The 17,542-nt window shown below is 41.6% G+C and carries 19 protein-coding genes and 1 tRNA gene; 7 read left to right on the top strand and 13 right to left on the bottom strand.

The genetic code is table 11. The features are described 5' to 3' along the window. Positions 1 to 17: 17 nt before the first annotated feature. From ACXAH9_RS01410 to ACXAH9_RS01395, 4 genes are read right to left on the bottom strand one after another with little or no spacing between them, the layout of a single operon-like run. Entirely contained in the window at positions 18 to 1,367 is a 1,350-nt protein-coding gene (locus ACXAH9_RS01410; RefSeq protein WP_474893102.1) for a M16 family metallopeptidase, read from the bottom strand. Between the two features lie 41 nt (positions 1,368 to 1,408). Beyond that, the gene (locus tag ACXAH9_RS01405; RefSeq protein ID WP_474893101.1) at positions 1,409 to 2,407 is read right to left on the bottom strand and encodes an adenosine kinase; all 999 of its coding nucleotides are present in this window, start codon (positions 2,405 to 2,407) and stop codon (positions 1,409 to 1,411) included. After that, positions 2,404 to 3,288 (bottom strand): glycerophosphodiester phosphodiesterase family protein, encoded by an 885-nt coding sequence (locus ACXAH9_RS01400; protein WP_474893100.1) that lies wholly within the window; start codon positions 3,286 to 3,288, stop codon positions 2,404 to 2,406. Before ACXAH9_RS01400 ends, ACXAH9_RS01405 begins: the two co-directional genes overlap by 4 nt. Beyond that, a complete protein-coding gene (locus ACXAH9_RS01395; protein ID WP_474893099.1) occupies positions 3,285 to 4,364 on the bottom strand; it encodes a metallophosphoesterase family protein in 1,080 nt (359 codons plus the stop codon). The genes ACXAH9_RS01400 and ACXAH9_RS01395 overlap by 4 nt, the downstream gene beginning before the upstream one ends. Positions 4,365 to 4,520: 156 nt before the next feature. Between ACXAH9_RS01395 and ACXAH9_RS01390 the strand changes: the two genes are divergently transcribed. Further along, positions 4,521 to 4,898 carry a hypothetical protein gene (locus tag ACXAH9_RS01390; RefSeq protein WP_474893098.1) on the top strand — a complete coding sequence of 126 codons (378 nt, stop codon included), beginning with the start codon at positions 4,521 to 4,523 and terminating at the stop codon, positions 4,896 to 4,898. Between the two features lie 53 nt (positions 4,899 to 4,951). On the opposite strand, the gene ACXAH9_RS01385 is transcribed toward ACXAH9_RS01390, so the two are convergent. The 5 genes from ACXAH9_RS01385 to ACXAH9_RS01365 all read right to left on the bottom strand — a co-directional run bounded on the left by ACXAH9_RS01385 (position 4,952) and on the right by ACXAH9_RS01365 (position 10,309). After that, positions 4,952 to 5,647 carry a hypothetical protein gene (locus ACXAH9_RS01385; protein ID WP_474893097.1) on the bottom strand — a complete coding sequence of 232 codons (696 nt, stop codon included), beginning with the start codon at positions 5,645 to 5,647 and terminating at the stop codon, positions 4,952 to 4,954. 287 nt (positions 5,648 to 5,934) lie between these two features. Then, on the bottom strand, positions 5,935 to 7,734 hold the full coding sequence (locus ACXAH9_RS01380; RefSeq protein ID WP_474893096.1) for an OmpL47-type beta-barrel domain-containing protein: 1,800 nt from the start codon (positions 7,732 to 7,734) through the stop codon (positions 5,935 to 5,937). A gap of 512 nt (positions 7,735 to 8,246) precedes the next feature. Then, positions 8,247 to 8,321, bottom strand: a tRNA-Val gene (locus ACXAH9_RS01375). A gap of 66 nt (positions 8,322 to 8,387) precedes the next feature. Further along, positions 8,388 to 9,047 carry a DUF2461 domain-containing protein gene (locus ACXAH9_RS01370; protein ID WP_474893095.1) on the bottom strand — a complete coding sequence of 220 codons (660 nt, stop codon included), beginning with the start codon at positions 9,045 to 9,047 and terminating at the stop codon, positions 8,388 to 8,390. Then, entirely contained in the window at positions 9,047 to 10,309 is a 1,263-nt protein-coding gene (locus tag ACXAH9_RS01365) for a UDP-N-acetylmuramoyl-tripeptide--D-alanyl-D-alanine ligase (protein ID WP_474893094.1), read from the bottom strand. Before ACXAH9_RS01365 ends, ACXAH9_RS01370 begins: the two co-directional genes overlap by 1 nt. A gap of 64 nt (positions 10,310 to 10,373) precedes the next feature. On the opposite strand from ACXAH9_RS01365, the gene ACXAH9_RS01360 reads away from it, so the two are divergent. Continuing rightward, positions 10,374 to 10,544, top strand: coding sequence for a hypothetical protein (locus tag ACXAH9_RS01360; RefSeq protein WP_474893093.1), 171 nt, complete (start codon positions 10,374 to 10,376; stop codon positions 10,542 to 10,544). Here ACXAH9_RS01360 and recR read toward each other — a convergent pair whose 3' ends face one another. Together recR and ACXAH9_RS01350 are read right to left on the bottom strand one after the other, a co-directional pair. Then, a complete protein-coding gene (recR, locus tag ACXAH9_RS01355; RefSeq protein ID WP_474893092.1) occupies positions 10,545 to 11,153 on the bottom strand; it encodes a recombination mediator RecR in 609 nt (202 codons plus the stop codon). It lies immediately after the preceding gene. A gap of 3 nt (positions 11,154 to 11,156) precedes the next feature. After that, positions 11,157 to 11,444 (bottom strand): ATP-dependent Clp protease adaptor ClpS, encoded by a 288-nt coding sequence (locus ACXAH9_RS01350; protein ID WP_474893091.1) that lies wholly within the window; start codon positions 11,442 to 11,444, stop codon positions 11,157 to 11,159. A gap of 87 nt (positions 11,445 to 11,531) precedes the next feature. Between ACXAH9_RS01350 and ACXAH9_RS01345 the strand changes: the two genes are divergently transcribed. Continuing rightward, positions 11,532 to 12,974 (top strand): sodium:solute symporter, encoded by a 1,443-nt coding sequence (locus ACXAH9_RS01345; RefSeq protein ID WP_474893090.1) that lies wholly within the window; start codon positions 11,532 to 11,534, stop codon positions 12,972 to 12,974. Here the strand turns inward: ACXAH9_RS01345 and ACXAH9_RS01340 are convergent. Further along, entirely contained in the window at positions 12,963 to 13,295 is a 333-nt protein-coding gene (locus tag ACXAH9_RS01340; RefSeq protein ID WP_474893089.1) for an MGMT family protein, read from the bottom strand. The genes ACXAH9_RS01345 and ACXAH9_RS01340 overlap by 12 nt on opposite strands. 2 nt (positions 13,296 to 13,297) lie before the next feature. Beyond that, a complete protein-coding gene (locus ACXAH9_RS01335) occupies positions 13,298 to 13,714 on the bottom strand; it encodes a hypothetical protein (RefSeq protein WP_474893088.1) in 417 nt (138 codons plus the stop codon). A 100-nt stretch (positions 13,715 to 13,814) separates the two neighbouring features. On the opposite strand from ACXAH9_RS01335, the gene ACXAH9_RS01330 reads away from it, so the two are divergent. The 4 genes from ACXAH9_RS01330 (at position 13,815) to prfB (ending at position 17,496) form a co-directional block, all read left to right on the top strand. Continuing rightward, on the top strand, positions 13,815 to 14,528 hold the full coding sequence (locus tag ACXAH9_RS01330; protein WP_474893087.1) for an ABC transporter ATP-binding protein: 714 nt from the start codon (positions 13,815 to 13,817) through the stop codon (positions 14,526 to 14,528). After that, the gene (locus tag ACXAH9_RS01325) at positions 14,525 to 15,085 is read left to right on the top strand and encodes a cob(I)yrinic acid a,c-diamide adenosyltransferase (protein WP_474893086.1); all 561 of its coding nucleotides are present in this window, start codon (positions 14,525 to 14,527) and stop codon (positions 15,083 to 15,085) included. The genes ACXAH9_RS01330 and ACXAH9_RS01325 overlap by 4 nt, the downstream gene beginning before the upstream one ends. 33 nt (positions 15,086 to 15,118) lie before the next feature. Next, the gene (locus ACXAH9_RS01320) at positions 15,119 to 16,186 is read left to right on the top strand and encodes a branched-chain amino acid aminotransferase (protein ID WP_474893085.1); all 1,068 of its coding nucleotides are present in this window, start codon (positions 15,119 to 15,121) and stop codon (positions 16,184 to 16,186) included. Between the two features lie 229 nt (positions 16,187 to 16,415). Then, a protein-coding gene (prfB, locus tag ACXAH9_RS01315) for a peptide chain release factor 2 (protein WP_474893084.1) occupies positions 16,416 to 17,496 on the top strand; the annotation gives its coding sequence in 2 pieces (ribosomal slippage) (positions 16,416 to 16,475 and positions 16,477 to 17,496; 1,080 coding nt in all). Positions 17,497 to 17,542: the final 46 nt, after the last annotated feature.

The raw sequence follows: 17,542 nt of genomic DNA, 5'->3' as shown, positions 1-17,542 counted from the left end.
TCTTTGCTTTTATAGGTTTATTGATCGTCTAGTTTTTCATCCTCAGGCTTTTGTTGTGCCGATTTCGGAAGGTAATACAAGGTCACTCGATTATCAGGAGTAAGATATTTTTTAGCCACACGCTTAATATCCTCCTTGGTCACCGCCATGTATCGATCGATCTCACTATTGATCAGATTTGCATCTCCGTAGTAGACGTGATAGTCTGCCAGGCTCTCAGCAATTCCTCTAACCGTACTGTTGGAGCTCACAAAATCATTCTCAATTTGATTTTGTAATTTTTTAAATTCCCTGTCACTGATTTCCTCTGTTTTTACACGTTCAATTTCAGCAAGCATTGCTTCCTCCAGCTCCTCGGGAGTATTTCCAACATTTACCAATCCAAGAGATACGAAAAGGCCGCCATCCTCTAATGCAAATGGGAACGATCCTACAAAAGCAGCAATTTCTTTGTTATCCACAATTTCTTTCTGAAATCTTGAGCTTTGACCTCCTGAAAGCAATGTGGTGAGCATCTGCATAGCATAATAGTCGTCTGACCCTTGCTCTGCCATTCTGTAAGCCTGGAATACGCCAGGAAGCTGAACATTGTCAAATACTTCCTCTCTTACTTCCCCTCCTAAGTCCGGAGCTTCGATTTCTGGTCGTGGAATTTCTTTGGTGCCTCGTGGAATTTCACTAAAATACTTCTCTACAAGTTTCTTTGTTTCTTCAATCTGGATATCCCCTGCGATTGCAAGAGTCGCATTATTTGGTACATAGAACGTCTCGAAGAAATCTTTAAAGTCTTCCTCAGTTGCATTGTCTATATCTTCAAATGAACCGATCGGCGTCCATGAATATGGAGTGCCCTCATATGCTTTTCCAAAGATTTTCGCCTGGAATGACATGTATGGTTGGTTGTCGATTCTTGTTCTTTTTTCCTCTTTCACCACTTCTTTCTGAGTAGCTACCCCTGTGCTGTCAATCTTAGCATGAAGCATTCGCTCAGACTCCATATACAGCCCTAACTCAAGCTGGTGTGATGGAAGCGTCTCGTAATAAAAGGTTCTGTCAAAAGAGGTGTTTGCATTCAACTGACCACCGGCGTTTTGAATGATTTTAAAAAACTCTCCTCTTGGAATATTGGGAGACCCCTCAAACATGAGGTGCTCAAAGAAATGAGCAAATCCAGTTCTGCCATCCGGCTCGTTTTTAGAGCCTACATGATAAAGAACTGACACATTAACAATAGGAGTAGAGTTGTCCTGGTGAAGGATCACATGTAATCCATTTTCCAGATCGTACTCCACAAAATCAATTCGCCGCTCCTGAGCAGATGCTCCAATCACAGCGAACATTAGGAATAGGATTAGGGTGTTTCGCATATTTATTTAGGTTTAAAAAACAATATTAAGTATATAAAACATTACCTGCCAATCTTCTTCAATACATCCACCACATGATTCTTACTCAGCCTCGGTCCAAATTTGCTAACGACTGCAGAACTTGCAGCGCTGGCTAGTTTTCCAGCCTCTGCATGAGACTGCCCATTCGTAATGCCATAAAGAAACGCACCTGCAAACATGTCTCCTGCACCTGTAGCGTCCACTGCCTTTGTCGGGAACGGTTCTATTTCATGGTAAGCTGCACCATCAAAAACCACTGCTCCATCTTTTCCTTTAGTAATGACAAATTCTTTAGCCACTTTCTGAATTGCCTCTTTGGATGATTCCATCCCTTCAACTCCAGCAAAAAGCTCGGCCTCATGAATATTGCAGAAAAGCAGATCAACACCATCACCTACCACCTCTTTCATCTGATCGTTGAAGTATTTGACCATTGAGGGATCTGAAAAGGTAAGACCAACTTTCACATCATTTTCCTGTGCGATTCTCTTAGCTTCTTTCATAGCCTCCAGTCCGGTTGGTGAGGACACCAGAAACCCTTCCATGAAGAGATACTTAGCATGCTTTATTGCTTCCGCGCTTAGCTCATTCTTAGAAAAGTCCGTGGTGATACCCAGGCATGTATTCATCGTACGCTCAGCATCAGGCGTGATCATCACAAGACATTTCCCTGTAGTCCCTTCGTACAGGTTGTTTGGATCCAGGTTGGAATCAATCCCTGCCTTTATCAGGTCATTTGCATATAGCTCTCCATCGGAATCATTGGCAACCTTGCAGGTGTAGTACCCTTTGCCACCAAATTCAGCAAGACCAAAAATGGTGTTAGCGGCGGATCCGCCTCCCTGTTTCTTTTTGATTTTTCCTTGCACTCCATCTAGCAACACGCCCTGTCGCTCCTCATCCACTAATGTCATCAACCCTTTTTCTACACCATTTTCCTTGAAAAATTGATCTTCAACTTCAATTTCATAATCTACCAGCGCATTACCTATGGCGCATACATCGTACTTTTTGTTCATTTTTTCTTGGTTATTATCAGTGCCCGATCCGGATAGTCTGTAATGATTCCATCAACCTGCCAGGCTAACACTTTGTTTATATCAAAGAAATCATTCACGGTCCAGGGAATAACTTTCATTCCCGCGTGATGGATTTCTCTGACTTTTTCCTGCGAAAGTAATCGATAATAGGGGGAATAGACTTCCGGCTGAAACCCAAGTGAATCGATATTCGACTTCCAATCAAGTTCATTTTCTATTAGCAATACCAGCTCAACCTCCGGATATGTGCGATTGAAGTATTGCAATGTTCGAAAGTCAAAAGACTGAATCGTAACCCTATCGAGCAGGTTTTTTTCTTTCAACAAATCATAAACCAAATCTGAGAACGCTTGAGGTAACGGGTGGAAAACAGTGTCTGTCTCTTTCGTGGTTTTCAATTCGATGTTGTAGCGAAGTGGTTTTAAACCCTTGTTTTCCGTAAAGGATTCAACGCTATCAATCACATCAGAAAGAAGGGGTTTAAAAGTAGATATGCGCTTTTGCTCAGGAAACCGAGGGTTCCTCGTCGACCCACAATCAAATCGTTTTATCTCTTTATACGTCAGTTGATACATGTTGATAATTGAATCCATTGGAATCACCATTCCCTCACTGTCCAAACAAAAGTCTGATGAGAAATATGGCTCATGGCTCACCACGAGCTGATTGTCTTTGGAAACAACAAGATCCAACTCGAGCGTACTCACACCCATATTAGCTGCCAGAATAAATGCTGGAATACTATTTTCTGGAGCCAACCCTCTTGCTCCCCTGTGCCCCTGAATATCAATAGCATTTGATGATTGATCCTTAGGCGTACAACAGGCCAGGATCAGCCCAATGAGAACAAAATTTTTCATGCTAAAAACCTGATACGTGTGAAAATATAGTCTAGCGATTCTTCATTTATTACCAAGCGATAGAAATCCGAATCTCCAAGCTGTTCAGATTTATATCCACTGCTTTTTAAGTACTTCTTACTGGTCTTTTTATCAAACCAATGCACAAGACGTATTTTTCCGTCTTCTATTTCCAGGCATGTCACTCCTCTTTTGCCCACTACACAGCCGGAATTGAACAGACAGGGTATATGGAAAAGGGTATTATAGACATAGCTCTGAAAGCTATGGTCCTTATTCTCTTTATAATATTTCTTGAGTTCCTTTTTATGAGATTTGATTTCCTTCTTGATTTCATCATGCGTCTCACTATCTGCTTTAGCATAATCTCTGCACAGTTGCTCAATTTTATATTTTAATCGATCCACCTTGTGCAGGGACTCAAATAATGGCCGATGTGTATGACCAATAAGGGATACAACTTTATTGAAGGAGGAAAAGCCATAAACACGCTTCTCGATCTTGTATTGCTTCTTGCTACTGTGCGAAACAGAGTAGCTCTTGATACCTAGAGGATTGGCAAAGTACTTTAAAGTAAACCCAATGAGTTCGTTATGCTCCTGATATTTCTTGCTGGCCTGATGACCATGAAATACGAATAGATTGTGCTCACCAAACACCAGTCGAAGTGACTCGTGGAGCTTATAATCGAATGGCAAATCTTTCATCAATTGTAGTTCAAGATCATGATTGCCAATTGTCTTGAAGAGTGATCCTTTTGCATTGAACGCATCAAAAAGATCATAAACTTTCTTCCACTTTTGAATGATTTTCTTCAATTGAAACCGCTGTAATTCCTCAACATCACCATTTAGAATGAGTGCATGATCTTTCTCCAGGTAGTATTGCTTCAATGCTGTTGAAATAAGGCTGGCGTTTCGCTTAAAGTCATCAGTGGAGCCTCCATCTCCCATATGAAGATCAGAAAAGATCACCCACCTTTTTTTAGAATTGATATCCAGAACTGGGCTGTCTTTATAAAGTTTGTCCAGCTTTCTGTAAAGTGATTTTGTGCTTATCTGATTCTTCCTGGTCATTGATCGATTTCTAATGAAATCAAACTGCCAATTTAGAAATTCTACCCTCAAAAGTGAGAGCTAATCGTTTACTAAATCTAAAAAGATAACATTTAGATAAACTGGCTATTTATTCATCCAAACCTGAAAGGATTTTTTCATAAACTAATTATTTTCGTGCATCACACGTACCTAACTAATATGCCCGGATTACAAAAGATTACTCACAAAGGAAAAGAGATTGTTTACGTTGATTATCGGGGACAGTCTGAAGAGGAAATGCTTAAAACCGCGTCTGATTTAAGGGATTTTCTACTCTCAGATCCAGGTGAGCACCTTAGACTCGTAAACATCACTGACACTCCTGCAACGCGAAAATTCACTGCTTTCATTCGCGAAATGGGAAAGGAAACCAAACATATACCAGTGAAAGGAGCAGTGGTAGGAATTACTGGCGCTAAGAAAGTCCTCCTATCTGGGTATAACCGATTATTGGGTGGAGCTATGCGTCCGTTTGATGATGAGGAAAAGGCGAAGAACTATTTGGTAAGCTAAAAGAAAACCCGATGATTGCTCACCGGGCTCCTTCAAATAATTAATGCTTAAGCCTATCTCACTAATTTAAATTCAATAACCTCTTTCGATATATTGTAAAAAGCATCATAAGCTCTTACTTCGATCTTAATTTTCTTCTCTTCAATTGCTGAAAGTGGTTCAGTCAAATCAATTGTATGCAAGTCACTGCTTTCAACTTTTGGTCCGTCATTGATTTTGTATGTCACTTTTTGCACCTCAACCTTTTTGTCTGCCACTTCTATTAAAAGTTGAACATTCTGAGAAAAAACTGGAGTCCCGTTCTCAAACGAAACTGGAGCTACATTAAAAGATGAATTTATTTCAGGTCCTTTCTTATCCACATAAATCATATCCCAACGGACTTGCTCCTGATTACCCTGCTTGTCTATGCTGTAGTAGAGCATTTTATATTCTCCATCTGCCAAATCATGCGGCATCATTTGACGACCATCAGATTTCATAAATGGAAGATCTGCAACCTTGAAGTAAGTGGTTTCTAAACCTGATTCCTCCTCAATTATTTTGAATTTGATCCGTGTAGCTGGTCCAAAAATAAAATCGCCTGTGTGCGTTCGAAGCAAATCTGTTCTTGGAGGATTTAAATCATTTTTTAGTGTAGATGCAGACAGTGAAGCCGCTGCACTACTTTCAAAAGCTAGCTGAGCTGGTGAGCCAAAGCTGGTAAATAAGAGAATGAGGACAATTAGAATTTTTGGTGAGTTTTCCATACCCGATATTTTAACTGATTGTAATTCGGGCAAAGATGATCAACGAACAAACGAGTGTTTATTGGTATAAAATAGGTATTTGAATTAGGTGATATGATTAGATAATATTTAGCAATTTGCTAATCATAGAAACCATAAAACATTGGTTTTTAGAGACATAACATTGGCCGGCGAAATTAACAGCCGGAATATGTGATGATTTGCTTCCTGACATTAGCTAATAACAAAAAACCCTGACACATTCCTGAGTCAGGGTTTTTATTAAATATGAAGAGGAATTCTAATTTTTAATCTTCGATTTTAAAAGCAATTACTTCTACCGTCTCATTGCTAACTAAATCTGTTGTAGTTATCTGCACATCATACGATTGTCCTCTCTTAAACGCTCGTTTTTCACTGATGTCTATCGTCTTCGGGCTGCTGTAGTGCACCTCTTTCTGATCATTGATTTGATATGATATGGTATTAGTGCCTGACTGATCGTCCGTTGCTCCCAGGAACAAGCGAGTACCCGATGGATAAACAGGAACGCCATTTTCTACCCCAATTGCTCTGTTGCTGAAATTGTAAACAATCTCAGGCCCCTTTACATCAAGATAAAGGTCGATACTTTTTGAGTATTCTACATTTTCCACTCTGTCTACTGACCGGTACATCATTCCATAGTAGCCCTCATTGGTTAGAGCAAATGGGTTTTCGTACCTGGAAAAGTCATTCCCTATACCTGCGTATTCTGTATAATTAAGTCCTGAGTTTTCATCAGATCCCACCAGCTTCAATTTTGTGTTTTCATTCACATAAAAACGATTGGCCACCTCAAAATAATCACCTAGAAACTCGATTTGAGTTGATGGCCTCAAAGTGTCTACAAAAATCTTTTGTTTTTGGGTTTGCTCTACGTTGGCAACTTTATCTTCAGCACTAAAGCTAACCTCAGTATACCCATGATATCTTGGCAATGAAAAAGCATTTTCATACTTAACATTTGAAACGTCTCTTGATGAATAATTTATCGTCTTAACACCAGCTTTGTTGTCTTCAGAAGAAAGGCTGATCTTGGAGCTTCCTGAAACGTAGAGAAGTTCGCCATTATTGTATGAAGAGGTGGCTTCAAGAGAAGTAACAGGAGCTATTTTATCCAGGTAGACATCCATCTCTTTAAGCTCTTCACCATTATTTACATTGTCGACGCTGTAAAAGGTCATTTTGTAATCTCCGTCCTGGAGAGATGCTGGTAGTAGCTGCTTGTTTTGGGTTTTTATATATGACTGATCTCCTAGTTTGAAGTAGGTAGCCTTTACACCCGAATGTTCTTCAGTCACATTAAACTGCACTTCTGATTTAGGACCAAATACATAATTATCATTTTTGGTTTTTATCAGCTGTGTTTTAGGAGCAACATTGTCATAAGTAAAATTGCTTGACTTTGGATCTGAATAGTTGTTGACATTATCTACAGAATAATAGACAAGTGAATAATCACCGGCAGTCCGATCTGAAAAATCAACGTCACCAAGCTCCCAATCATTATTGTTTAAGCTCCAATAGCTATTTTTCACACCTGATTGTTCATCCCAATCTTTAAGTGATATATTCAAATCCTCACCGTAAAAAACCTTTCCAGCATTTCTGTATGTATTTTGTGCGCTGAAATCTGCTTTTACCATAGGAGGCTTGCTATCAGCATACAGCTCCATCTCAACCTCTCGGAGTGGATAGACATATTCTTTTGACTCAGGGTCTACAGCCCATTTTGTTCTGATTAGATTTGGGCCTTCAGTATCTAAATATATCGGTGTTGCATCCTCAGGATGCTTTTGACTCTTAAGATCATAGGTTTTACCATTGGGTGTAGTGGAAAACTTCAAATAAATTGGCAAATTTTTGTTGACAAATACCTTACTGGTTTCGTCAATAAAAACCGTTTCAGCATCTCTCAAAATTTGTGGAGGTGTATCGTTTTTCTTTTTTACCATCTTTTCATTTGATGGCTTGATTTGGCTATCAGCCATCGCAAGTTGGGCGTGAATACTCCCTGTTAAGAAACAGGTTAAAACAGTCAGGAAAATTAATCGGGTGGACTTCATGTGTATTTAAATTTGGTACTTGTAATTATTTACCAAAGATTATATAATATATCACACGCTATAATTAGTAGAAACGACTAATGTTTTTAAGCACAATACTTAATTAGATGTAAGTAAGAATTTTAAAAAAGGGCCACCAGAACTGCTGACTGCACTTTCTATCAACGCATAAGGATAGAACTTAAATTAACCAGATTGTAAAAGTCATATTCAAAGAAGCCAAAATGACCAAACCTCCACACGCCAACCATGCTGCACAGTCCCTCGTGAATTCCCCTGTGCTCTATTTCGAACCTCGGGTTCTCATCCCTCAAATAAAATGCACAAAAAAACCTCAATCAAAAAGATTGAGGTTTGTATGATGTGGGCTCTGAGGGATTACTCATACCCGCAAACCACGCCACACCACCCCTCGTGAATTCCGCTGTGCTCCATTTCGAACCTCGGGTTCTCATCCCTCAAATAAAATGCATAAAAAAACCTCAATCAAAAAGATTGAGGTTTGTATGATGTGGGCTCTGAGGGATTCGAACCCCCGACCCTCTGGGTGTAAACCAGATGCTCTGAACCAACTGAGCTAAGAGCCCCTCCTTAAAAGGACTGCAAATTTAGTACGCTTTATTTTTCGTGCAAGGTCTGAGTGAAAAATAATTTTAATCCAGCGCCTTTGACAGAAATTGATTGAATGGATGTAGCACCTTGAAGTCACTGGCTACTTTATCTGCAAAGTCTTTTGAAGTTACTTCTTTGTCTGTGGCCTTTCGCATAAATACATAATGCTTAAGCTGTAACAGGTCAATATGCTCATGATCCTTTGGGTAGCCTTTGGGGGCTGTTTTCAAACTATCTGCAGTATGCGGTTCAGGGTAAACGTTTTTGAACAACTTACTTTCGATGATCGATTTTAACTCCTTGCCATTATAATCGATCTCCTGCCTTACTTTTTGTAAAGTCTCAGAAGGCGGCTGGTAAATACCTCCACCCAAGAAATTATTACCTGGCTGAATATGAATGTAATATCCAGGGTTCCCGGATTTCTTTCCGCCCTCAACCAGGAAGGCTCCAAAGTTGGTCTTATACGGGTCCTTGTTTTTGCTAAATCGGATATCGCGATTGATTCGAAACAAGCATTTTTTTGGTTCAAGAGTACTGATCCCAGGATCAAAAGCTGACGTTTTATCTATCACCTCACTGACCAGTTCAATTACATTCTCCTTAGCCTTCAGGTATCGTTTCTTGTTAGCATCCATCCACTCTTTGTGATTGTTGCTTGCCAGATCTTTCAGAAAGTCGAGGGTGAATTGTAAGTCCATTATCCAATGCTTTTAAGTATTGTTTCTAATTTGACCGAACGGGATGCCTTTAAAAGGACAGTTGAGTTTTTAAAATCCAAACTTTTTAAGTGCTGCTCCAAATCTTCCTTCGTTTTAAAATGAAATTGTGGATCTGCAACCCAGCCAAATTTCTGACCCACTGTCAATACATGATCTACTCCTACCTTCTTCGCATAGGTAAGCACTTCCATGTGTTGTGAGTTGGAATTTTCAAGTTCATTCATATCTCCCAAAACAGCGATTTTATTACCTTTTTGTTCAACCAAGTTTTCGAGTGCTACCTTCATCGAATCCGGATTAGCATTATACGCATCTAGTATAATAGTAGTCGTTCCTTTTTTGATGATTTGCGAGCGTGCATTATCAGGCTCATAAGCTGCGATTGCATTTAGAATGTCTTCATCAGGCACCTCAAAAAATCGCCCAACGGCCACTGCTGCTGCCATATTGTTAAAATTGTAGCGACCTACCACTTTTGTTTCCATCTCTTTCGCTTCGAGTTGAACCCTGATGAACGGCGATGAGGATATCAGCTTAAAATCCTTTTGAGGAAACTCAACTGGCTCTTCAAATCGCTTAGCCATATTTGAAAGCACAGAATCATTCTTATTGATGAAAGGCGTGCCTGCATGCTTTCTGATAAAGTCAAACAACTCACTTTTCCCTCGAATGACCCCCTCTATCCCACCAAAGGTTTCTGTGTGAGCACGTCCAATATTCGTAATTATTGCATGCGTGGGCCTTGCTATCTCACAGTAGCTGGCTATCTCTCCGATATGATTCGCGCCCATCTCAATGATCGCTATCTCTACCTGCGGATGAATGTGCAGTAATGTCAATGGCACGCCAATATGATTGTTGTAATTACCCTTTGTGGCATGCACAATGTATTTCTCTGAAAGCACACGGGTGATTAATTCTTTGGTGGTGGTTTTTCCATTTGATCCGGTAATTCCTAAAACAGGCCTTTTAAACCTGGCCCGGTGAAATTTCGCCAGGTCCTGCAATGCCTTAAGTCCATCCTCTGCTAAAATGATGCGATCATCGGTGACGTACTGTTCATCATCAACAACAGCATAAGAAGCACCTTTTTCTAGTGCCTCTTCCGCAAATTTGTTTGCGTTGAAGTTTGGTCCGCTGATCGCAAAAAAGAGATTATCCTTTTCTATTGTCCGGGTATCAATCGACACCCCATCGCTTAAAAGAAACCTCGAATAAAGAAATTCAATAAAATCACCCATTGCAGCAAAAATATCCCGAACGGATTGAACAGACCTGTATATTTACCTTATGAATTTGAGAGGCATGAGAATGTTGGCGTTTGCCGGAATTTTGCTTGCGCTTTTTTTAAGCGTATGGTACCTGGTAAAAACCTACAATGAAGGGAATCCGAGATGGATTTACCTGATTCTGACTTTCGGGATTGCTGTGCTTTTATCTCAAAATCTAAGAGGGGGCGGACGCAGAAAAGATTGATTAATCTTCGCTGAACAAAGTTCTGGTAGCAATACTCCTTCCAAGGGTAACTTCATCAGCAAACTCCAATTCACTTCCTACCGGAATTCCACGTGCAATCGTCGTGACCTTAATGCCAAACTCTTTGAGCAACTTGGTAATATAATAGGAGGTAGTATCGCCTTCCATGGTAGCACTTAGGGCAAGTATTACTTCATTGACCTGGTCGTCATTCTTGATTCTATTGATCAGTGAATCAATATTTACATTCTCCGGGCCAATTCCATCCATTGGGGAAATTCTACCTCCAAGCACATGAAAAAGTCCGTTGTATTGCCCCGTATTTCTGATTGCCAGCACGTCAGGGGTGTCTTCCACAACACAAATTACCGACGTATCTCTGTACGCATTTTGGCATGTGCACTCCTCCGTATCCGCAATGATGTGGCACGTATTGCAGTATTTGATATTCTCCCGGAGTTCTTTCAGAGCACTGGACAGCTCAGCTGTTGCATTCTCAGGCTGTTTCAATAAATGCAAAGCAAGACGGAGAGCCGTTTTCTTTCCAATTCCCGGCAATCGGGAAATCTCCTCAACTGCACGCTCTACCAACTGAGATGGATATTCCATGTATTATACGATAGAGGCCTTTATGCCAGCGTCAGTGATTCCTTCTCTCATGGGCTTTAATTCCTCATACGTTCCCTTTTTCACCGAGCATTTACCCTTGTAATGAATAAGGAACGTGCACTGCTCCGCCTGATGGATATCGTGTTTGCAGACCTTCACAAGTGTGTTGATCACATGATCAAACGTGTTAAAATCATCATTATAAACCATGAGATCACGTAAACTCTCGCTACCAATATCTTCACCGGTCTTTACCTCTTCCTCAATCGCTATATCAAAATCAGTACTCATATCTCTTGATTTGAACACAAAATTAATAATTGCATCACAACCGAACTTGATGTGTAATTTGCAACCGCATTTAATACTACTAACACCATGAATCCAATTTTCGTTGGCTCCATCGTGCTGGGATATTTCATTTTGCTTATAGGAATCTCCTGGCTCACCTCAAAAAACGGAAAACCTACCGATTTCTATACAGCAAGCAGGGAGTCCAAATGGTACCTCGTGGCTTTCGGGATGATCGGGGCTTCACTTTCGGGAGTGACATTCATCTCCGTGCCCGGCGAAGTTGCCAATTCAAATTTCTACTACTTCCAGGTAGTGCTTGGGTATCTGGTTGGTTATTTCGTGATCGCCAAGGTTTTGCTTCCTCTTTACTATCGCCTTAATCTTGTCTCCATTTATACATACCTGGAGCAACGATTTGGCTTTTGGTCTTATAAATCTGGGGCCTTTTTCTTTTTGATAAGTCGAATCATCGGTGCGAGTTTTCGGCTATTTCTTGTAGCAGGAGTTTTACAAATTGCTTTCTTCGATGCATATGATTTACCATTTTGGATCTCTGTTCTTACAACCATCCTGCTGATCTGGTTATACACGTTCAAAGGTGGTATCAAAACAATCGTGTGGACCGACACCTTACAAACCACCTTTATGTTAGTGGCGGTAGTTGTGAGTATTCTATTCATTAAAAACGAGCTATCATGGACCTGGACTGAGCTTACTTCCAGCCTTTTTCAGGATAACCGATCCACTATTTTCAACTGGGATTGGCAAAGTGGCAGAAATTTCTTCAAACAATTCTTCAGCGGCGCGTTTATTGCCATTGTGATGACCGGTTTGGATCAGGACATGATGCAGAAAAACCTGACCTGCCGAAATATTGGTGAAGCTCAAAAAAATGTTTTTTGGTTTTGTGTAATACTTGTAATCGTCAATTTCTTATTTCTGAGCCTGGGTGTATTGCTTTATCAATACGCTGAGATTGGTGGCATTGCCATGCCGGAAAGGTCAGATAACCTTTTCCCAATGCTGGCAGTAAACGAGTTTTCTACAATCGGAACGGTGACCTTCCTTCTCGGAATCACCGCTGCTGCCTACTCCAGTGCTGACTCTGCACTTACGGCACTAACAACTTCTTTTTGTGTCGACTTCCTGGGATTCAAAAAAGAAAACTATGACGCCAGGAAAACGCTCAGAAAAGTCGTTCATCTGGGCTTTTCGTTTATCCTTTTCGTTGTTATACTCATCTTCCAGGCCATCAATGATGAGAGTGTGATCAATTCCATTTTCATTGCTGCAGGCTATACCTACGGACCGCTACTAGGGCTTTTTACCTTCGGGATATTTACTAAATGGGATGTGAAAGATCGTTTCGTTCCATTAGTTTGTATTGCCTCCCCGATATTGAGTTACATCATAAATATCAATTCTGAAGCACTGCTCGGTGGCTATAAATTTGGATTTGAGATTTTGATTTTGAATGGACTGATTATGTTCTTTGGACTGATGCTGATAAGAAAGTCAAAGCCCTAACTCCGTCATGGGATCCCAGAAGTGTTTTTCAAAATCGATGATCTGATCATTTTTCACTTTTATTCCCTCAGCCTCCAGCAGCTCTTTCATTCGGGTTGGCGATTGAAAATGATTTTTCCCGGTAAGCAGTCCTATGCGATTCACCACCCGGTGCGCCGGCACATCATGTTTAGCTACCGCTCCGTTCATTGCCCAGCCCACTACTCGCGCTGAACGAGCCACCCCTAAATATTTGGCTATGGCCCCATAACTGGTCACACGGCCTTTGGGAATAAGCCTGGCAACTTCATAGACATCCTGAAAGAAACCCTCCTTGTCCATGATTAGTCCAGCTTTGTCACCTCACAATCTTCGAGGATATAGAAAAGATGAAGGGGATTATCATCATTTAGTCGAAGCTTGCCTGTGACCCGTACACGCTCGTCAGTATATCTAAACTCATGATCGGAATAGACCTCCACAACGGTCTCCGGACCTGCTGCACCGCAGAAAAAGCAACTTTGATATGGAAAACGGGAAAGCACAAAATAGTCTTGATCGGCTTCCTGCTGAAGGGGTATAATAAACCCTTCAAGGGTCAGCTCTTTCCCTTCCCGTAATTTTAGTTGCTCAGAAAATTTAGGTTGCTCAACTTCGGCACCCATAAAGTCATCGTACCCCATTACGATCTCTACTGAGGAAAGTAATTCCCAGCCGGAAAGCTGTGGGGCAAACAAAAGACTTAAAAATATTGTCAACATAGTGTGTAACATTATTCGAACCAAAGCTATCTAAAAAACGTGTTAGTGTCTTGCTAAGGCATCTCCATTATTTTTTACTTTAGCCGAACATAAGAAAAGTATGAGCAGTATTATTTCCACTTCTGAGATTTCGAAAAAATATGTAATGGGCAGTGAGATCATCATGGCCCTGAAATCGATCACCATAAACATTGACCGGGGAGAATATGTTTCCTTCATGGGACCTTCTGGTTCCGGAAAATCTACGCTCATGAATATCATTGGCTGCCTGGACACACCAACCGACGGCACCTATGTGTTGAATGATAATGATGTGAGCGACCTGACTGAAAATGAGCTTGCGGAGATTAGAAATAAAGAAATCGGTTTCGTATTTCAGACATTTAACCTTTTACCCCGTGCGTCGGCATTAGAAAATGTTGCGCTCCCTTTAGTTTACGCTGGATACAATACAGCTGACAGGGAAGAAAAAGCATTGGCAGCTTTAGCGGGTGTTGGCCTGGAAGACAGGGCGTATCACAAGCCAAACGAACTATCAGGAGGTCAAAGACAGAGGGTGGCGATTGCACGAGCTTTGGTAAATGATCCTTCGATTATTCTTGCCGATGAGCCTACGGGTAATCTCGATTCTAAAACTTCTTATGACATCATGGACCTTTTCCAGGATCTTCATGACAAGGGGAACACCATTATCATGGTAACTCACGAAGAAGACATTGCTGAATATTCGCACAGAATTGTTCGTCTGAGAGATGGTTTGATCGAATCAGATGAAGTGAACAAAAATATACGAACTTCAAGAGTGCCAGCATGAGTGCCAAACTCTACACAAAAACCGGTGACAAAGGACAAACTTCACTACTAGGAGGGAAAAAAGTTTCCAAAGCGGATCTTCGCATCGATGCGTACGGAAATGTAGATGAACTCAATGCCTTCATTGGTCATCTTAAGGATCATGAGGCAGTAGAGAATCGTCTTAAACAGCAGCTTTACTGGATTCAGGAACACCTTTTTTCTATTGGTAGTATTTTGGCCACAGAATCCGATTTCAAGGGCTTTGAACTACCAAAAGTAACCCAAACAGAAGTTCAGCAATTGGAAGTCTGGATCGATAAATTTGATGGTGAGGTACCGCCCCTAAAAAACTTCATTTTACCAGGAGGGCACTCGACTGTGTCCCTGGCGCACATCTGCCGTACCGTATGTCGCAGAACCGAAAGGAGTATCATTTCGTTAGCTAACCATGAACCGGTAGATGAGTCAATATTGCAGTTCATGAATAGATTGTCTGATTATTTGTTCATCTTTGCGCGCGCAATCGGCCATATTTTGGGTGTGAAGGAAGTACCCTGGGCACCCGGGACTGATTGAAATAAACCTCATTTCAACCCAAATTATAAATAAATGACTGAGACGTTGGACATCCAAATCACAGAAACAAGCCAATCAAAATTATCCGAAATCGATTTCGACAACCTTGCTTTCGGGAAGACCTTTTCTGACCACATGTTTGTGGCAGATTATAAAAATGGTGAGTGGACAGATTTAAGGATTACTCCGTATCAGAATCTTTCAATTAGTCCGGCGAATGCGACCCTACATTACGCACAAAGTATTTTCGAAGGGCTTAAAGCTCACAAAAGTGAAAATGGCGATATATTGATTTTCCGACCGGAAGCCAATGCTCAGCGTATGATAAAAAGTGCAGAGCGTATGTGCATGCCGCCTGTACCTGAAGAGCTTTTCTTGGAATCCATTGAGGCGTTAGTTTCATTGGATAAAAACTGGGTGCCAAGCAAACCTGGCACTTCACTTTACATCAGACCGTTTCAATTCGCCGATGATCCATTCATAGGAGTTCGCCCTTCAGAGACTTACAAATTTATCGTGTTGACTGGTCCTGTAGGAGGGTACTACTCCGAGCCTGTGAAAGTGAAAATCGAAAAACATTTTACCCGAGCATCTAAAGGAGGTGTAGGAGCAGCAAAAACTGCAGGCAACTACGCTGCATCGCTTTATCCGGCAAAACAAGCACAAGCCCATGGCTATCATCAGCTGGTTTGGACCGATGGAAAAAATCACGAATTCATCGAGGAGTCAGGAACCATGAACATCATGTTCGTAATCAACGACACTCTGATCACTCCTCCTACTTCCGATTCCATCCTGCCGGGCATCACGCGTGAAAGCGCACTGATTCTGGTCAGAGACTGGGGACTGAAAGTGGAAGAGCGACCAATTACCGTAACCGAAGTGATTGAAGCGATCGAAAAAGGAACACTGACTGAGGCATTCGGAATTGGTACAGCAGCAACCGTTTCTCACATTGCTGTGATTGGCTATGAAGGCACAGACTATGAGCTTCCTGCGATCGAATCCCGTACCATCTCCAATCGTATTCTTGATGCCCTGACCGGCATCAAAATGGGTACTGAAGAAGATAAATACGGGTGGATTAAGAAGATTGGGTGATTGATTTCTCACACAAAATTCCCCTCCTTGGAGGGGTTAGGGGTGGGTATCAATGAGTTTCACCTATAATGACCCAAAAACAATGATTTTTAGAAAGCCACCGCAGCGGCGGACCGCCTCTTCTCCTCTGGGGAGGAGACTTTAAGCTATTGTTTTTGGTCATTTCATTATTATTCATTGAATCCTAAAAGACTACCATTATCTTCGCCACTGCAATTTTTAGCATGTTATGACAACAGACGAATTGAAAGATTTAAAGGCTCGTGTTAATGCCTTGAGGGGGTATCTTTGACTATGATGGTCGTAAGAAAAACCTCGAGGAATTAGAACTAGTTACCGCCCAGCCCGACTTCTGGAACAACCCTGATGAAGCGGAAAAAACCATGAAGAAAATCCAGCTCCTTAAAGGCTGGACTGAAAGCTACGAAGAAGTAGAGACTGCTCTAGGTGATGTAGAGACCCTTTTTGAATTTAATCAGGAAGGTGAAGCCTCAGATGAAGAAGTTGCTGAAGCGTATGAAGCAGCCTCTAAACTCCTGGAAGACCTGGAGCTGAAGAAAATGCTTAGTGAAGAAGAAGATCAGCTTTCTGCGATGCTTCAAATCACTCCAGGGGCCGGAGGTACGGAAAGCAACGACTGGGCCGGCATCCTCATGCGGATGTATATCATGTGGGGAGAAGCTAATGGTTACAAAGTACGTGAGGTAGACTATCAAGCAGGTGATGTGGCTGGTGTGAAATCCGTCACGCTCGAATTCGATGGACCCATGGCTTATGGCTATCTCAAGTCCGAGAACGGCGTGCACAGACTGGTGCGAATTTCACCGTTTGATAGTGGCGGAAGGAGACACACGTCATTTGCCTCTGTATATGTGTACCCGGTAGCTGATGACTCCATCGAAATAGATATTAACCCTGCAGACGTAGAGTTGCATACTTCACGATCCGGTGGTGCAGGGGGGCAGAATGTAAACAAGGTAGAGACGAAAGTACAACTGACACACAAGCCAACGGGCATTGTAGTGGTCTGCCAGGTGGAGCGATCACAGCTGGCAAACAGGGAGCGTGCCATGCAGATGCTGAAGTCGCAGCTCTACCAGATGGAGATTGAAAAGCGAAACAAAGCAAGAGATCAGATCGAAGCAGGAAAAAAAGCCATTGATTTTGGATCGCAAATTCGAAATTATGTGTTGCACCCCTATAAACTCATCAAAGACGCCCGAACCGGCTATGAGCGAACGGATGTGCAAAACGTACTGGATGGGGATTTGAATGATTATATCAAGGCTTATTTACTTCACGAAGAGTAGGTCCTTATTCCCCTCCTTGGAGGGGTTAGGGGTGGGTTTTAGAGGT

It is taken from the genome of Ekhidna sp. ABH4_415, from assembly GCF_056161305.1.
Note: the sequence above shows the minus strand (reverse complement) of the source record. Positions and strands in the feature narration are given on the sequence as shown.

What these genes read in the sequence shown, in the direction of transcription:
- ACXAH9_RS01410 (WP_474893102.1), bottom strand. Translation starts at nt 1,367, where the DNA reads ATGCGAAACACCCTAATCCTATTCCTAATGTTCGCTGTGATTGGAGCA.
- ACXAH9_RS01405 (WP_474893101.1), bottom strand. Translation starts at nt 2,407, where the DNA reads ATGAACAAAAAGTACGATGTATGCGCCATAGGTAATGCGCTGGTAGAT.
- ACXAH9_RS01400 (WP_474893100.1), bottom strand. Translation starts at nt 3,288, where the DNA reads ATGAAAAATTTTGTTCTCATTGGGCTGATCCTGGCCTGTTGTACGCCT.
- ACXAH9_RS01395 (WP_474893099.1), bottom strand. Translation starts at nt 4,364, where the DNA reads ATGACCAGGAAGAATCAGATAAGCACAAAATCACTTTACAGAAAGCTG.
- ACXAH9_RS01385 (WP_474893097.1), bottom strand. Translation starts at nt 5,647, where the DNA reads ATGGAAAACTCACCAAAAATTCTAATTGTCCTCATTCTCTTATTTACC.
- ACXAH9_RS01380 (WP_474893096.1), bottom strand. Translation starts at nt 7,734, where the DNA reads ATGAAGTCCACCCGATTAATTTTCCTGACTGTTTTAACCTGTTTCTTA.
- ACXAH9_RS01370 (WP_474893095.1), bottom strand. Translation starts at nt 9,047, where the DNA reads ATGGACTTACAATTCACCCTCGACTTTCTGAAAGATCTGGCAAGCAAC.
- ACXAH9_RS01365 (WP_474893094.1), bottom strand. Translation starts at nt 10,309, where the DNA reads ATGGGTGATTTTATTGAATTTCTTTATTCGAGGTTTCTTTTAAGCGAT.
- ACXAH9_RS01360 (WP_474893093.1), top strand. Translation starts at nt 10,374, where the DNA reads ATGAGAATGTTGGCGTTTGCCGGAATTTTGCTTGCGCTTTTTTTAAGC.
- recR (WP_474893092.1), bottom strand. Translation starts at nt 11,153, where the DNA reads ATGGAATATCCATCTCAGTTGGTAGAGCGTGCAGTTGAGGAGATTTCC.
- ACXAH9_RS01350 (WP_474893091.1), bottom strand. Translation starts at nt 11,444, where the DNA reads ATGAGTACTGATTTTGATATAGCGATTGAGGAAGAGGTAAAGACCGGT.
- ACXAH9_RS01345 (WP_474893090.1), top strand. Translation starts at nt 11,532, where the DNA reads ATGAATCCAATTTTCGTTGGCTCCATCGTGCTGGGATATTTCATTTTG.
- ACXAH9_RS01340 (WP_474893089.1), bottom strand. Translation starts at nt 13,295, where the DNA reads ATGGACAAGGAGGGTTTCTTTCAGGATGTCTATGAAGTTGCCAGGCTT.
- ACXAH9_RS01335 (WP_474893088.1), bottom strand. Translation starts at nt 13,714, where the DNA reads ATGTTGACAATATTTTTAAGTCTTTTGTTTGCCCCACAGCTTTCCGGC.
- ACXAH9_RS01330 (WP_474893087.1), top strand. Translation starts at nt 13,815, where the DNA reads ATGAGCAGTATTATTTCCACTTCTGAGATTTCGAAAAAATATGTAATG.
- ACXAH9_RS01325 (WP_474893086.1), top strand. Translation starts at nt 14,525, where the DNA reads ATGAGTGCCAAACTCTACACAAAAACCGGTGACAAAGGACAAACTTCA.
- ACXAH9_RS01320 (WP_474893085.1), top strand. Translation starts at nt 15,119, where the DNA reads ATGACTGAGACGTTGGACATCCAAATCACAGAAACAAGCCAATCAAAA.